At 63.7% G+C, this 14,456-nt stretch carries 14 protein-coding genes; 7 read left to right on the top strand and 7 right to left on the bottom strand.

Features of this window, described 5'->3' with window-relative positions:
• Nucleotides 1–55: 55 nt before the first annotated feature.
• The 7 genes from AZF01_RS01975 to AZF01_RS02005 all read right to left on the bottom strand — a co-directional run bounded on the left by AZF01_RS01975 (nt 56) and on the right by AZF01_RS02005 (nt 8,042).
• Entirely contained in the window at nt 56–805 is a 750-nt protein-coding gene (locus AZF01_RS01975; RefSeq protein WP_024706208.1) for a GntR family transcriptional regulator, read from the bottom strand.
• A 140-nt stretch (nt 806–945) separates the two neighbouring features.
• Nucleotides 946–2,436, bottom strand: coding sequence for a carboxypeptidase M32 (locus AZF01_RS01980; RefSeq protein ID WP_024706207.1), 1,491 nt, complete (start codon nt 2,434–2,436; stop codon nt 946–948).
• Nucleotides 2,433–3,464, bottom strand: a complete 1,032-nt coding sequence (locus AZF01_RS01985; protein WP_024706206.1) for an ABC transporter ATP-binding protein — start codon at nt 3,462–3,464, stop codon at nt 2,433–2,435. The genes AZF01_RS01980 and AZF01_RS01985 overlap by 4 nt, the downstream gene beginning before the upstream one ends.
• Nucleotides 3,461–4,426, bottom strand: coding sequence for an ABC transporter ATP-binding protein (locus AZF01_RS01990; RefSeq protein ID WP_024706205.1), 966 nt, complete (start codon nt 4,424–4,426; stop codon nt 3,461–3,463). Before AZF01_RS01990 ends, AZF01_RS01985 begins: the two co-directional genes overlap by 4 nt.
• Nucleotides 4,423–5,334 carry an ABC transporter permease gene (locus AZF01_RS01995; protein ID WP_024706204.1) on the bottom strand — a complete coding sequence of 304 codons (912 nt, stop codon included), beginning with the start codon at nt 5,332–5,334 and terminating at the stop codon, nt 4,423–4,425. Before AZF01_RS01995 ends, AZF01_RS01990 begins: the two co-directional genes overlap by 4 nt.
• Nucleotides 5,334–6,308 carry an ABC transporter permease gene (locus AZF01_RS02000; protein ID WP_024706203.1) on the bottom strand — a complete coding sequence of 325 codons (975 nt, stop codon included), beginning with the start codon at nt 6,306–6,308 and terminating at the stop codon, nt 5,334–5,336. The genes AZF01_RS01995 and AZF01_RS02000 overlap by 1 nt, the downstream gene beginning before the upstream one ends.
• A gap of 162 nt (nt 6,309–6,470) precedes the next feature.
• Nucleotides 6,471–8,042: an ABC transporter substrate-binding protein gene (locus AZF01_RS02005; protein ID WP_024706202.1), complete on the bottom strand. Its 1,572-nt coding sequence runs from the start codon at nt 8,040–8,042 to the stop codon at nt 6,471–6,473.
• Between the two features lie 153 nt (nt 8,043–8,195).
• Here AZF01_RS02005 and AZF01_RS02010 point away from each other — a divergent pair, with 153 nt between their 5' ends.
• The 7 genes from AZF01_RS02010 to AZF01_RS02040 all read left to right on the top strand — a co-directional run bounded on the left by AZF01_RS02010 (nt 8,196) and on the right by AZF01_RS02040 (nt 14,456).
• Complete coding sequence (locus AZF01_RS02010; protein WP_024706201.1) at nt 8,196–9,221, top strand: GntR family transcriptional regulator; 1,026 nt, start codon at nt 8,196–8,198, stop codon at nt 9,219–9,221.
• Entirely contained in the window at nt 9,193–9,894 is a 702-nt protein-coding gene (locus AZF01_RS02015; RefSeq protein ID WP_024706200.1) for a creatininase family protein, read from the top strand. The genes AZF01_RS02010 and AZF01_RS02015 overlap by 29 nt, the downstream gene beginning before the upstream one ends.
• Nucleotides 9,891–10,910, top strand: coding sequence for a ketopantoate reductase family protein (locus AZF01_RS02020; RefSeq protein ID WP_036235528.1), 1,020 nt, complete (start codon nt 9,891–9,893; stop codon nt 10,908–10,910). The genes AZF01_RS02015 and AZF01_RS02020 overlap by 4 nt, the downstream gene beginning before the upstream one ends.
• Nucleotides 10,901–11,653: an SDR family NAD(P)-dependent oxidoreductase gene (locus AZF01_RS02025; RefSeq protein ID WP_024706198.1), complete on the top strand. Its 753-nt coding sequence runs from the start codon at nt 10,901–10,903 to the stop codon at nt 11,651–11,653. Before AZF01_RS02020 ends, AZF01_RS02025 begins: the two co-directional genes overlap by 10 nt.
• Complete coding sequence (locus AZF01_RS02030) at nt 11,650–12,543, top strand: polysaccharide deacetylase (RefSeq protein WP_024706197.1); 894 nt, start codon at nt 11,650–11,652, stop codon at nt 12,541–12,543. The genes AZF01_RS02025 and AZF01_RS02030 overlap by 4 nt, the downstream gene beginning before the upstream one ends.
• A 3-nt stretch (nt 12,544–12,546) precedes the next feature.
• Nucleotides 12,547–13,470 (top strand): isoaspartyl peptidase/L-asparaginase family protein, encoded by a 924-nt coding sequence (locus tag AZF01_RS02035; RefSeq protein WP_024706196.1) that lies wholly within the window; start codon nt 12,547–12,549, stop codon nt 13,468–13,470.
• Between the two features lie 422 nt (nt 13,471–13,892).
• Nucleotides 13,893–14,456, top strand: a complete 564-nt coding sequence (locus AZF01_RS02040; RefSeq protein ID WP_024706195.1) for a DUF6101 family protein — start codon at nt 13,893–13,895, stop codon at nt 14,454–14,456.

Here is a 14,456-nt window from a genome sequence, read left to right on the forward strand (position 1 = left end):
TTTTCCGATATAGCAGCTCAAGAAAGACCAGAATGCAACCAGTTTATAACTGGTATTATCGCCGTAGCTCGAAAACGAAATCATAGACATCGCCGCGGTAGCGCGTCTCGCAATACTCGACCACGTCGCCTTGTGGCAGGAAGCACCTGCGCTCGGTGACCAGAAGCGGGGTGAGAGGGGGGCAGGACAGGCGGTCGCTGTCTTCCTGCGAGGCGGAGCGCGTCCGCATGCGCTGAATGGCACGTTGCGGCAGATAACCCCTTTTTTCCAGCGCGTCATAGAGCGAATGGCCGACCAGTTCGGGTGCGGGGAGAAAGCGTTGGGGCACGCTGGCGATCTCGACGGCGATCGGCTTTCCGTCCGCGGTCCGGATGCGCTGCATGCGCAATATGCTCTCGTTGCTGCCGATCCCGAGCGCCATCATTTCGGTCGGGGACGGGCGGCTCATCTGCTTGGAAAGCCAGATACATCCAGGTTCCATGCCACGCGAACGGATATCCTCGGAAAAGCTGGTCAGGTTCGACAGCGTCTTCTCGACTTTCGATGCAACTTCGGTTCGCGCGCCATGGCGCCTGGCGAGCAACCCGTCTTCCTCCAGAAGCGCGAAGCTCTTGCGAACCGTTACGCGCGAAAGACCGAGCGATTCGGCCAGAGCGCGCTCGCCCGGCAATCTCTCGCCGGCGTGCAGTTCATTGGAAAGAATGACGGCCTCAATCGCCGTTTTCAGGCGTTTGTACAGAGGAATATCCGTTGCGCTTCCGGCGAGTTCCGCGCGCACGCGCTTTATGATGTCCGACGTCGCCATATGCGATTCCAGTGAATGCGAAAAAATTATCTGGACTTATACTGGTATTACCTCTTCAATGCAAATAGGTCAGCAATGGCTTGCCTTTGCGAGTCGGGATTGGCCGCGGGGATGGCGATATGCATGGTGGCGATGACGGCCTATCCGAATTTTCCGCTCAGATAACTCAGGTAGGCGCTGCAATCTCCAGCTTCCGCGCCGATGGCCGAAAGCGCCGCGTGGCGGCCTCTCGAGCGGCCGTGCCGCCAGACGATCTCGCCGAGTTTTTGCCGCAGCGGCGCAAGATCGCCAGCCCTGGCTGCATCGCGGAGCCGAGGCTCGGTTTCATCGAGCCGGGCCATGATCTGGGCGGCGGTGACGTTGCCGATCGTGTAGGTCGGGAAGGAGCCGATATAGCCGCTCGACCAGTGCACATCCTGGAGGCAGCCGAGCCCGTCATGCGGCACCGCGATGCCGAGGTCTTCGCGCATGGCCTCGTTCCAGGCCGCCGGCACGTCATCGACGGCAAGCGCGCCATCCATCAGCGCCATTTCGATGCGCACCCTCAGCATGATGTGCAGATCGTAGGTCAGTTCGTCCGCTTCCACGCGGACAAAGCCGGGCTCCGTCCGGTTGACGGCCAGGACGAACTCCTCTTCGCTGACATCAGCCAGCTGGTCCGGGAAATGCGCCTTGAGCCGTTCGAAATGCAATGCCCAGAAATCGGCGGACCGGCCGATATGGTTCTCGAAAAGCCGTGACTGGCTCTCATGCATGCCGAAACTGCTGCCGCCGACGGCGTAAAGGCCGATCAGATCAGTGGCATGGGCCGAGCGGGTGAGCGCCGGGTCGACACCCTGTTCGTAGAGCGCATGGCCGGTCTCGTGCATCGTGCCGAAGATCGACATCGGCAGGTAGTTCGGGTTCCAGCGCGAGGTGATGCGGACATCCTGGCGGGTAAAGGAAATCTCGAAGGGGTGGACGGCGGTATCAAGCCGGCTGCGGGCAAAATCGAGGCCGAGGATTTCGGCAAGTTCGGCGCAAAGCGCCTTCTGATGCTCGACCGGATAGGTCCGATACAGAAAATCCGTGCGCGGTTTGGGACGGTTGAGCGCGGCAGCGAGAATTGGCTTGATGCCCTCGCGCAAGTCATCGAACAACGCCTTCAGCGAGGCGGCGGTTTCGCCGGGTTCATATATCTGTACCATCGGGTCATAGGGGTGGGCGTCATAACCGATCGCACCGGCCATCTGGCGGGCCAGCGAGACGATCTCGGCGAGGTGCGGACGGAACAGGGAGAAATCGCCCTCCGCGCGGGCCTTCTCCCAGGCCCGACCGGCCAGGATCGAAATCTCGTCCTGACGGCGCAGCAGGGCGGGCGGCACGCTCAGATGCCATTTGCGGGCGGCAAGCACGTCACCGGCGGCGCGGCGCTCGCGCTCGTCGCCGGACGTTGCCATCACGGTCTCGGCGGCATCCTCCGTAGACGCCTCCAGCAGCAGCTCGCGCGCCTTGGCCTTCAGCGTGGCGATCTGCTGGCCGCGGGTCGCGGCCCCGCCCGGCGGCATCATCACCCGCGCATCCCATTGCAGCAGGTTGACGGCCGAGAGAATGTCGTTGATTTCGGCGATGCGGCTTGAAAACGCGCTCATGCGGCCTCCGGTTTTGCTGTGGCGCCCGTTCCGCCGTCATTGAGATGGCAGGCAACCGTTGCCGTTCCGCCTTGCGCCGGTTTCAGGCGCGGCAGTTCGGCCTTGCATCTGGGCCCGGCCATCGGGCAGCGCGGATGGAAGGCGCAGCCTTTCGGCGGATCGAGCGGCGAGGGGATTTCGCCCTCGATCGGCTGGAACGAGCCGCGCCCGGCGCCGAGCTTGGGGATCGAGGCGAACAGCGCCTTGGTGTAGGGATGGCGCGGCGTGGCGTAAAGTTCTTCCGCCGAAGCTAGTTCGACGATGCGACCCAGATACATGATCGCCACACGGTCGCACACATGCCGCACGACCGAAAGGTCGTGGCTGATGAAAACGGCCGTCAGGTCAAGCGCGCGGCGCAGGTCCATGAACAGGTTCAGCACCTGCGCCTGGATCGAAACGTCGAGAGAGGCGACCGCCTCATCCAGCACCAGAAGTTCCGGCTCCATGGCAAGCGCGCGGGCGATGGCGACGCGCTGGCGCTGGCCGCCGGAGAACTGGTGCGGCAGACGGTCGGCATAGGCCCCTTCAAGACCCACCTGCGCAAGCAGGCTGCGCACGCGGGCGCGCACTTCGCTTGCCTTGACGATATGGTGGATGCGCGGGCCTTCGGCGATCGTCTCGCCCACCTTCATGCGCGGATTGAGGCTTGCGAACGGATCCTGATGGATCATCTGCACCTTGGTGGTGAGCTTTTCGACATTGTTGCCGCGTTTGCGGGCAACAGGCGCGCCGTTCAGAAAGACCTCTCCGTCGCTCGGCGTGTAGATGCCGGAGATGACCCGTCCGAGCGTGGACTTGCCGCAGCCCGATTCCCCGACAAGGCCGAGCACCTCGCCCTCCGCGACCTCCAGCGAAATGTCGGAAAGCGCGTGCACGGTTTCGCCCGACGGCCTGCCGGCGATCCTGTTGATGCCCTGGATGACGAGGCCGGGCTTGCGGGTGAAGCGCTTGTGAACGCCTTCGATCTTCAGAAGCGGCTTGCTCATGGGGCCTCCATCGGGTGATGACAGGAAACCGAATGCGTTCCGTCCTCATGCAAGGGCGGCTCGGTGGCGCAAATGTCGGTTGCGCGCGGACAGCGCGGCCTGAACGGGCAGCCGGATGGCAGGTTGGCAAGCTGCGGCGTCGAACCGGGGATCTGCGGCAGATGCGCGCCCGGCTCGTGCAGGCTGGGCACCGAGCCGATCAGGCCAACCGTATAGGGGTGGCGGGGGGCTGCGATCACTTCCTCGGCCGCGCCGCGCTCGACGATCCTGCCGGCATACATCACGCAGATATCATCGGCGAGGCTGGAGATCACGGCAAGATCATGGGTAATCCAGACAATCGCCGTGCCGGTCTCATCGGCAAGCCGTCGCACCTCGGCAAGGATCTGGCTCTGGATCGAAACGTCGAGCGCCGTCGTCGGTTCGTCGGCGATGATCACCGCCGGGCGGTGGAGCAGTGCCGTGGCGATCGCCACGCGCTGGCGCATGCCGCCGGAAAGCTGGTGCGGGTAGGCCTTCAGCCTTTCGCGGGCGGCCGGGATGCCGACAGTCTCGAGCGCCTGGCGGGCGCGCTCCCAGGCATCGCGTTTCGACATCTTTTCATGCACGCGCACGGCCATGGCCATCTGGTCGCCTATCCGCAAAACCGGGTTCAGCGTCATCATCGGGTCCTGAAACACCATGGCGACCTTGGCGCCGCGCAGCTTGCGCAGCGCCTCGGGCTTCAGCGCCCTTAGATCCTGACCGTCGACCAGGACTTCGCCGCCGGTGATATGGCCCGGTTCCTCGACGAGGCCGAGGATGGAAAAGCCCGTGACGCTCTTGCCCGAGCCGCTTTCGCCGACAAGGCCCATGATGCGGCCGCGCTCGACGGCAAAGCTGACATTGTTGACGGCGGTGACATTGCCGCGACGGGTTTCAAACCGGGTGGTGAGGCCCCGGACATCCAGTGCTTTGGTCATCGGCTGCGCCTCGGGTCCAGAACCGTGCGGACCTGATCGCCCACGAGATTGATCGTTACCACCGTCACCATCAGGAACAGGCCCGGGTAGATCGACAGCCAGTAGCGATCCGTGTGGATGTATTTGAAGCCGTTGGCGATCAGCGAGCCGAGCGAGGGTTCGGTCAGCGGCAGGCCGACGCCGAGGAAGGACAGCGTCGCCTCAAGCGCGATGGCGCTTGCGACCTGAACCGTTGCGACGACGATCAGCGGCGGCAGCACGTTCGGCAGAAGATGGCGGAAGAGAACGCGGCCCGTCGGAAGCGGCGTCGAGCGCGCCGCCTCGATATAGTCCTTGCCGCGTTCGACTGTGGCCGCGCCATGGGTGGTGCGGGCGAAATAGGCATATTGGGCAATCACCAGCGCCAGAATGATCTGGCCGACGCCCTGTCCGAGAACGGCAACCAGCACCAGCGCCAGCAGGATCGCCGGCATCGACAGTTGCAGGTCGACGATGCGCATCAGAAACGCCTCAATCCGGCCGCCGAAATAGGCCGCCGAAAGCCCGACGCAAATGCCGACGAGAAGCGCCAGAGCGCCGGCGGAAAGACCGATGACGAAACTGGTGCGCAACCCGTAGAAGATGGCCGACAGCATGTCGCGGCCGACATTGTCCGTGCCGAGAATATGGGTATAGCCGCCCGAGCCGACCGTGCCGGGCTTCAGAAAGGCGTCCAGCCAATCGAGCTTCGCCATGTCATACGGGTCCTGCGGCGAAACCAGCGGCGCGGCGAAGGAGACGAACAGCAGGAGGACGATCATGATCAGGGAGACGACAGCGACCGGGGAACGGGCAAAGTCGGAACAGAAATTGCGGAAACGGGCAGGGCGGGTTTCAACCGGTGCCTCGGCGGGCGCTGTATCAGCCATCACTTGCCTCCCTTCAGCCGCACGCGCGGGTCGAGCTGGGCGTAGATGATGTCGACGACGAGATTGATGAGCACGAACAGGATCACCACGAGAATGAGATAGGTGACCATGACGGGGCGGTCGAGCTGGAGGATGCTGTCGATGATCAGCTTGCCGACACCCGGCCAGTTGAAGACGCTTTCGGTGACGACGGCGAAGGCGAGCGTCGAGCCGAGTTCGAGGCCGAAGACGGTGACGATCGGGATCGAGATATTGCGCAGCACATGGCGGAACACGATCTGCCGGTCGGGAAGGCCCTGGGCGCGCGCGAACTTCACATAATCCGTCTGCATGGCCTCGACCATGCCGGCCCGGGTCAGGCGGATGAGCAGGCCCATCATGAACAGCGACAGGTTGAAGGCCGGCATGAGCACGTGCCGCCAGCCATCGGCGGTTACAAGCGAGGTCTGCAGGCCGAAGAACGAGCCGACATCGCCGCGCCCGCCCGATGGCAGCCAGCCGAGATTGACGGCAAAGGCCATGACCAGCAGCATGCCGATCCAGAAGGTGGGGACCGAGAAGCCGAGAACCGACAGCGCCATGATCGCCTTGGCGGGGATGCTGTTCGGGCGGTAGCCCGCATAGATGCCGGCCGGAATGCCGATCAGGGTCGCGATCATCACGGCGACGAAGACCAGTTCGACGGTCGCCGGAAGTCTGGAGAAGACGAGCTTGATGACGGAAACGTTGTAGACCATCGACGTTCCGAGATCGCCATGGGCGACATTGGACAAGAAGGTCAGATATTGCTGCCAGAGCGGCTGGTCGAGGCCGTATTGCTCGATCAGCTTCTGGCGGATCGCCTGGGTCGCGCCGGGATCGATCATCACGTCGATCGGATTGCCGATCGCGTAGACGCCGAGAAAGACGATAATCGACATGGCGAAGATGACGACAACGGCCTGCAGAAACCGCTGGACAAGAAAACCAAGCATCCGAGCCTCTTGGAATTAAGCATGCGCATCTGCGCGACGCGCTGAATATCGCACGAACAGGATCATCCGGCATCCGGCCGGGCATCATTCGCCGATGAAGGGCTGCGGCCGAACCGGTCGCAGCCCGTGAACGCCCTGGCGCAAGAGCGTTCGCGCCACGCCTTATTGGGCGGGCGTGATTTCGTAGGCGCGCGTTTCCTGGTCGACGCGCGGCGTGATGTCGAGCGTGTCGGCATCGGCGGCCCAGACGGTCTGCAGGATGACGGTCGGGATCAGGGCGCGGTCATCCATGGCGATGAAGGAGGCCTGCTCATAGAGCTCGCGGCGCTTGTCGGCGTCAAGCGTCTGCGTGCCTTCGTCGAAGACCTTGTCGAATTCCGGGTTGGAATAGCCGGTGCGGTTGAAGTTGCCGAAGCCCTTTTCCGCGTCCTTGGTGTGCGTCAGGGCGCCGTAGGTATAGGCTGCCTCGCCCGTCAGCGTGCCCCAGGCCGACATGGTCATCGTGTATTCCTCGCGCGCTGCGGCCGGGAAGAAGACCGTGCCGTTCAGCGCCTGGGCGTTGACCTTCAGGCCGAGCCGGGCCCACATCTGCGCCAGCGCCTCGCAGACCACGGCATCGCCGGGAACGCGGTTGTTGGTGCAGGTGAAATCGATCTCGAAACCGTCCGGATAACCGGCTTCGGCCAGGAGCGCCTTGGCCTGTTCGAGGTCGTATTCGCGCGGGCCGAGCTCGTCGGTGTAGCCGAAGAAGCCCTCCGGCATGAGCTGGTTGGCCGGGTTGCCAAGACCTTCGAGCACGACATTGACGAGGACGTCGCGGTTGATCGCAAGGTCGAGCGCCTTTCTGACGCGCAGATCCTGCAGCGGGTTGCCGTCGACCGGCTTGCCGTTGACGGTGATCGGCTGCGGCTCCTCATCCTTCACGCTCGGCGCGATGTTGAGGATGTAGATCGAGTCGGAGATGAAGGTCTCCAGACTGTCGTCGTTCTGGAAGGCCAGATAGTCGGAGGCCGGAACGTAGTTGATCAGGTCGACATCGCCGGAGCGCAACGCCGCGACGCGGGCGGCATCATCCGGAATTTCGCGGCGAATGACCTTGTCCCAGGCCGGTTCCTCGCCCCAGTAGCCGTCAAAGCGCTCGAGCACGAGGTCGCCCTTGGGCTCCCAGGAGACGAACTTGTAGGGCCCGGTGCCGATCGCGGCCTCGCCGGAGTTGAACTCCTCGTTGCGGGCTTCCATGCCGGTCTCGGACGGCACGACGAAAAGACGGGTGAAGTCGTTGGGAAGGGCCGGCGCCGTGCCCTTGGTGTGGACGCGCAGCGTATAGTCGTCGACCACTTCGACGCTGTCGACATATTTGGTGTAGAGCGTCATCGGCATCGGGCCGGTGACTTCCGGAATGCGCTCGATCGAGAATTTGACGTCCTCGGCGGTGAAGTCCGAGCCGTCATGGAATTTCACGCCTTCGCGCAGCTTGAATTCCCAGGTCGTGTCGTCGATCGGCTCCCAGCTGACGGCAAGGCCGGGCTTCAGCTGCAGCTTGTCATCGACATCGACGACGGTGTCGTAGATGTGGCGGAGCGCTTCGGCCTGGCTGCCGAGCGTCGACCAGTGCGGGTCGATGGAATCGGGGCCGGCACGCAGGCCGATGATCAGGTCGTCGGCAAGTGCGGCCGGCGCGGCTGCCATCAGCGCGAGCGCGGTGACGGCGGAGCGAAGAAGGGCTTTGTTCATCAGGATTGTTCCCCTTTGTTTCAGATAATTGATACGATAGTCCCGGATTTTTGATACGGTCAACCCTGATTTGTCACAAAATTGATTTTGAAATCATAAAAACAGCGCCGTCAAAGGCTTGGCAGGCTTGGTGTTTTTGTTCATTATAACACTATGACAGACACACAGGTGCAATTCGATCAGGCAATGGATCGCATCATCGATGCCATTGATCGCTCATCTTCGGTTCCCGTTTCGGTGCAGCTGCGCGGAGCGCTGGAGTTCGGCATCGCCTCCGGCGAACTTCCGGCAGGAGGACGCATGCCGTCGGTACGCGCTCTGGCGGCAAGGCTCGGCATCTCGCCGGTCACGGTCAGTACCGTTTACGCAGCGCTCCGGGAGGTCGGGCATACGGAAGGGCGCGTCGGTTCCGGCACCTTCGTCAAGAGCATCTCGGTTCCCGGCAACCAGGCGCGCCTGCGCGAGCTCGACATGCGGATCGCCGATCTGGTGGAGCTTGGCCGCGACTGCGGCCTGTCGCCGAGCGAGCTTGCAACGCGCGTATCCATGGCCCCGAGCCGCCCCGACATGACGATGCGTCTTTTGATCGTCGGCAATTTCATCGAGGCGACCGAGGCCTATGCGGCGGCGCTGCGCCCGCTCCTTGCCCATGGGGACACGCTTTCGGTCGCGACCATGGACATGCTGAAGGAGATCGCCCCTGGCAGCGTCGACCTGGTGATCTCGCCGCGCAGCCTGCTGAAGCCGGCGCGCGATCACTTCGCCGATACGCCGATCACCGGCGTCACGCTGATACCGGACGAGGCCACGCGGGTGGCGCTTGCCTCGCTCGCGACCGATGCCGGGGTCGTCGGATATTCCTATTTCGACACTTTCGTGACGCTGATGAAGGCAGGCATCCGCCGTTTCGGCCCGCACATCACCGAACTTACCATGGTGGTGCGCGGCGAGCCGGGCGCCGAGGAGGCGATCGCCCGTGCCGACGTCCTCGTCTACGCGACCGGCGCCGAATACCTGCTTGAGACGCTGAGGCCCGACCAGCGCGCCTTCGAGTACCGGCACACGCCCGATATCCATTCCGTGCGGAAGGAACTGCTTCCGACGATCGAAGCCTACAGAACAAAAATCCTCAAGAAACGGAGGGGCAACGTTGAAAATATCCGAAAGCAACTGGTTTGAGATCGAGGCCTATCTGAAGACGGACGATCGCTGCGTCCTGCCGCTCGGCAGCACCGAGCAGCATGCCTGGCTCAGCCTTTCCGTCGACAGTATTCTTTCCGAGAAGGTCGCGGCCGATGCCGCCGAGCCGCTGGGCGTGCCGGTCTTTCCGGCCGTCGCCTATGGGCTGACGCCTTATTTCATGGCTTTTCCGGGGTCTGTAACCCTGAAGCTCTCGACCTATGCGGCGCTCGTTTCCGATATTCTCGACAGCCTTTATGCGACCGGCTTTCGTCGCATTCTGATCGTCAACGGCCATGGCGGCAACACGCCGGTTCAGCCGGCGACCATGGAGTGGATGGAACGCCATGACGGCGCGCGCTGCCGCTTTCATGACTGGTGGCGGGCGCCGAAGACGTTTGCGACCGTGCGCGAGATCGATCCCGTCGCCAGCCATGCAAGCTGGATGGAGAACTTTCCCTGGACCCGGCTGCCGGGCCGCGAGATGCCGGCCGAGCAGAAGCCCTATGTCGATTTCGACCGGCTGCGCGACCGCAATGCGCAAGGCGTGCGCGCACTGATCGGCGACGGCAATTACGGTGGTCTTTATCAACGACCAGACGAGGACATGGACCGGATCTGGTCCGTCGCCGTCGAAGAGACGCGCAGCCTGATCGAGGGTGACTGGGCATGAGCAATTCTCCTGTTCTGATCTGGGGCGCCGGCGCGATCGGCGGCGTCCTTGGCGCTTGTTTCGCCCGGGCCGGTCATGACGTGCATATGGTCGATATCGTTCCGGACCATGTCGAGGCGATGCGCACCGCGGGCCTGAGGATCGAGGGGCCGGTGGAGGCGTTCACGCATGTGTTGCCGGCAAGCACGCCCGACGAACTGGAAGGGGAGTTCGAGCGTGTGTTCCTGGCGGTCAAGGCGCATCACACGGCCGAAGCGCTGGAGATGCTTATCCCGCACCTGGCGCCGGGCGGCTATGTCGTCTCTGCCCAGAACGGCCTCAACGAAAAGGTGATCGTCGAGAGGATCGGCGCCGGGAATACCGTCGGCTGTTTCGTCAACTTCGGCGCGGACTGGCTGGAGCCGGGGCGTATTCTATACGGCAACCGCGCTGCCGTTGCCGTCGGAGAGCTCGACGGCCGGATGACGCCGCGTGTCGCCGAAGTCCACAGTCTCCTGTCGCTGGTTGAGCCGGACGCGGTGGCGACCGACAATATCTGGGGCTATCTCTGGGGCAAGATGGGCTACGGCGCGCTTCTGTTCTGCACCGCGCTGACGCCCCTTTCCATGTCGGATGCGATGGCGCGTCCGGAACACCGCGTCGTTTATGAAAAGCTCGGCCATGAGGTGATGACGCTTGCGGCAGCAGAAGGCGTCAACCCGCTCGGCTTCAACGGATTTGATCCGGCGGCCTTTCTGATGGCCGATCCGGATGGGATGCGGATCGCGATCGAGAAGATGGTGGCGCATAACCGCAAGACCGCAAAGACCCATTCCGGCATCTGGCGCGATTTGGCCGTGCGCAAGCGCAAGACGGAGGTTGATGCCCAGATCGGCACGATGATCCCGCTTGCCGCCTCGCACGGTCTTGCCGTTCCCGCGCTCGCCAGGATGGTTGACCTCATTCATGCCATCGAGGACGGGAAGCGCGAACAATCGGTGGCCCTTGTCGATGAGATGGTGCCGCTGTGCAGCTAGATCTGTCTGGAAAAATCTTCGCCGTCACCGGCGCGGCGCAGGGCATCGGCGCGGCCATTGCCCGCCAGTTGAGGACTTCGGGCGCCGACGTCGCGGCCATCGACATCGACGCTGATGGCATGATGCCCCTGGCGGCGGAGGGCATCAGCCTGCATCAGGCCGATCTCGGCAGCCGCGAGGGCGCGCATGCCGCCATCCGGTCGGCGCTTGCGCAACATGGCCGGGTCGACGGTCTTGTGACATCGGCCGGCGGGGTGCGCGGGCAGGCAGGCCGCCCGATCGAAGAGATCGGCGAGGATGACTGGCGCGTGATCTTCCAGGCCAATGTCGATGCCGCCATGTGGTGCGCTCAGGCCGTGGCGCCGGGCATGAAGCAGAACGGCGGGGGCCGGATCATCACCATTTCCTCTGGCGCGGGCCTGCGGCCGAGCCTCACCGGCATTCAGGCCTATGCCAGCGCGAAGCACGCGCTTGTGGGGCTGACGAAACAGCTGGCGCTCGAGCTCGGCCCCTTCGGCATCACGGTCAATTCCGTGGCGCCGGGCTTTATTCTTTCCAACCCGTCGACGCAGAAGCAGTGGAAGGCCTTCGGGCCGGAGCGGCAGAAAGCGGTTGTTGCCGGCATTCACATGCGCCGTCTCGGCGCGCCGGCCGATATCGCGAACGCCGTGACGTTTCTGGCTTCGCCGCAAGCAGGCTGGATCAGCGGACAAATTCTTTCGGTCGATGGAGGCCATGCATGAGCGAACCCTATGAATGGGACGAGGTGACCTGGCGCGGCCGGGTCAACCAGGTGCGCGCGGGCAGAAGCCTGCTGCCGAAAGCCTGGCCGGGCGGCGCGCGCTGCGCCGTGGCGCTGAGCTTCGACAGCGACCACGAGACCAATGAGCTGCGCGACGGCGGCGAATCGCCCGCCCGCCTCAGCTGGGGCGAGTTCGGCGCGCGGCGCGGCATCCCGCGCATCCGCAAGGTGCTTGATCGCTTTGGCGCGAAGGCGAGTTTCTTCGTGCCAGCCGTCTCCGCGCTCCTGCATCCTGAAGAGCAGAGGTCCCTTGCTGATGACGGCCACGAAATCGCCCTCCACGGCTGGATCCACGAGCGCAATGCCCAGGTGCCGGCCGATAAGGAGCGCGAACTGATGCTGCGTTCCGCCGATACGCTGGAGACGATTACGGGCACGCGGCCAGTCGGCATGCGCACGCCCTCGTGGGACTATTCCGATGCGACGCTGAAGATCGCGCGCGAACTCGGCCTTCTCTATGACAGCTCGCTCTTTGCCGATGACGATCCTTATGAAATCCTCGATAATGGCGAGGCTACCGGCATTGTCGAACTGCCCGTCGAGTGGATCCGCGATGACGCCGTCTATTTCATGATGAACCGGTTCGGCGCGCAGCGGCCCTATACCCCGCCTGCCGATGTTCTCGACATCTTCCGGCGTGAGTTCGACGGCGCCTATGCGGAAGGCGGCATGTTCCTGCTGACCATGCATCCGCATATTACCGGCTACCGGTCGCGCATCTTCATTCTGGAAGAACTGTTGTCCCACATCACGGCAAAGGGCGATTGCTGGATCGCCACCCATGCGGATATCGCCCGCTACTGCGCCCGGGAAGCCGGGCTGAAGGAGTAAGACATGCGCTATTCTCTGGCGGTCCATGGCGGGGCCGGAACCATTTTGAAATCGAAGATGACGGCGGAAAAGGAAGCGGCCTATCACGCTGGCCTGCGTCGCGCGCTCGAAGCGGGCGAGGCGGTGCTGAAGGATGGCGGACCGGCCCTCGATGCTGTCACCGCAGCCGTTTGCGCGCTTGAGGATGAGCCGCTGTTCAATGCCGGACGCGGCGCGGTTTTTACCGATCACGGCGAACAGGAGATGGATGCTGCCGTCATGGACGGCCGTGACCGCAGGGCCGGCGCCGTCGCCGGCATTTTCGGACCGAAGAACCCGGTGCGCGCGGCCCGCGCGGTGATGGAAAACACCGTCCATGTGTGCATGACCGGCCCGAACGCGCTGGAAATTGCCCGCAAGGCCGGCCTGGAGTTCGGCGACAAGGACTATTTCTTCACCGAGGCCCGCTGGAATGCGCTTCAGGAAACCCTGAAGATGAAGGCCAAGGGCGAGGATGACGCCGACCCGGCGCGCCGTCACGGCACGGTCGGCGCGGTGGCTTGCGACAATGACGGCAATCTGGCCGCCGCCACCTCCACCGGCGGCTGGACCGGCAAGGCCAAGGGCCGAATCGGCGATACGCCGGTGATCGGCGCCGGCACCTATGCCGACAATGCCACATGCGCTGTTTCCGGCACTGGCCATGGCGAAATCTTCATCCGCTGGACGGCGGCCTCCGAGATCGCGGCCCGCATGCGCTACAAGGGCGAAAGCCTGGAAGACGCGGCGCGCCATGTCGTGATGGTCGATCTCGGCGAAAACGACGGCTCCGGCGGTGTCATCGCCGTCGACCGCGAAGGCAACATCGCCCTGCCGTTCAATTCGGAAGGCATGTATCGCGGCCATGTCCGCGCCGGCGAGGAAGCGGTCACCGCGATCTATCGCTGATGATCCCTATGCGGCTGTTGGACGGACTTGCCTGTCTGAGGGCCTGCTGCCCGGCGCCGGAAACCGGCCTTCGGCAACCTGCGTCAGTCGAAAACACCCCGGCGGCCCGGCTGCGGGGGTATTTCCGTCTGCGGTCCTTGATGCGCCGGCGTGTGTCTCCGGTCCTGTCGAGAACATCTGCCGGACAGGCGCAGCCGACGCGGGCCGGTCGCGGCATCCAAGGTTAACCCATCCTTGCCCGGGCCTTCACGCTCTCTCAACCCTTACGGATCGGATTTTGATAACCATTCATCCGGGTTGGATTTTCTTAACCCTGCTTGTTAAGGCGGCTGGTAAGAACCTCGCCTAGGATGGCCCTCAGACGGACGGAAAGTCCGCAGAGAAAAAGCCGGATACCGGCGACAGAGCCAAAGGGTGATCAGATGACGAATTCGCAGGTCAAGAGGGGCAATGAGGAACCGGTTCTCAGGATAGATCCGGCGCAGTTCCCGCAGAAGTTCTCCTATGTCGCCAAGAGGGCCGAAACCCGTATCGGCGTCAAGCTCGATCAGCGCGGCGCCGTTGTCCGCCGCAACCTGCCTTCCAGCAACCTGCCCTTCTCCATCGCGCTTCCGGGCCGTGCCTTCAAGGGCGTTGCCGCCCGCGCCGTTGCCCACGCCGATGGCGGCATCACGGTGACGCTGGAGCTGCACCATGCGGATCCGGAACTCTGCATTCCGCTGCTTGTCGCCCATGATCTGAGCGAAATTGTGGCCGACTGGCAGGACTGGGCGCTGCTCTACGATATCCCGATGATGATGGTGGAAGCCGATGGCATCGCCCGTCCGGTCGATTGCAAGCCGCACCAGGCCGTTGCCGCCAATGACGATGCGGCAGGTCCCGCTCGCCGGGCCGCGGCCCGCAGCATCAAGCGCCTTGCCATGCGGCTCAGCGACTGCCCGATCGGCGTGAAGATGACGGTCAAGGGCCGCGCGGTCGCCGCGTAA

Origin of the sequence: Martelella sp. AD-3, assembly GCF_001578105.1 — a bacterium.
Taxonomy (GTDB): domain Bacteria; phylum Pseudomonadota; class Alphaproteobacteria; order Rhizobiales; family Rhizobiaceae; genus Martelella.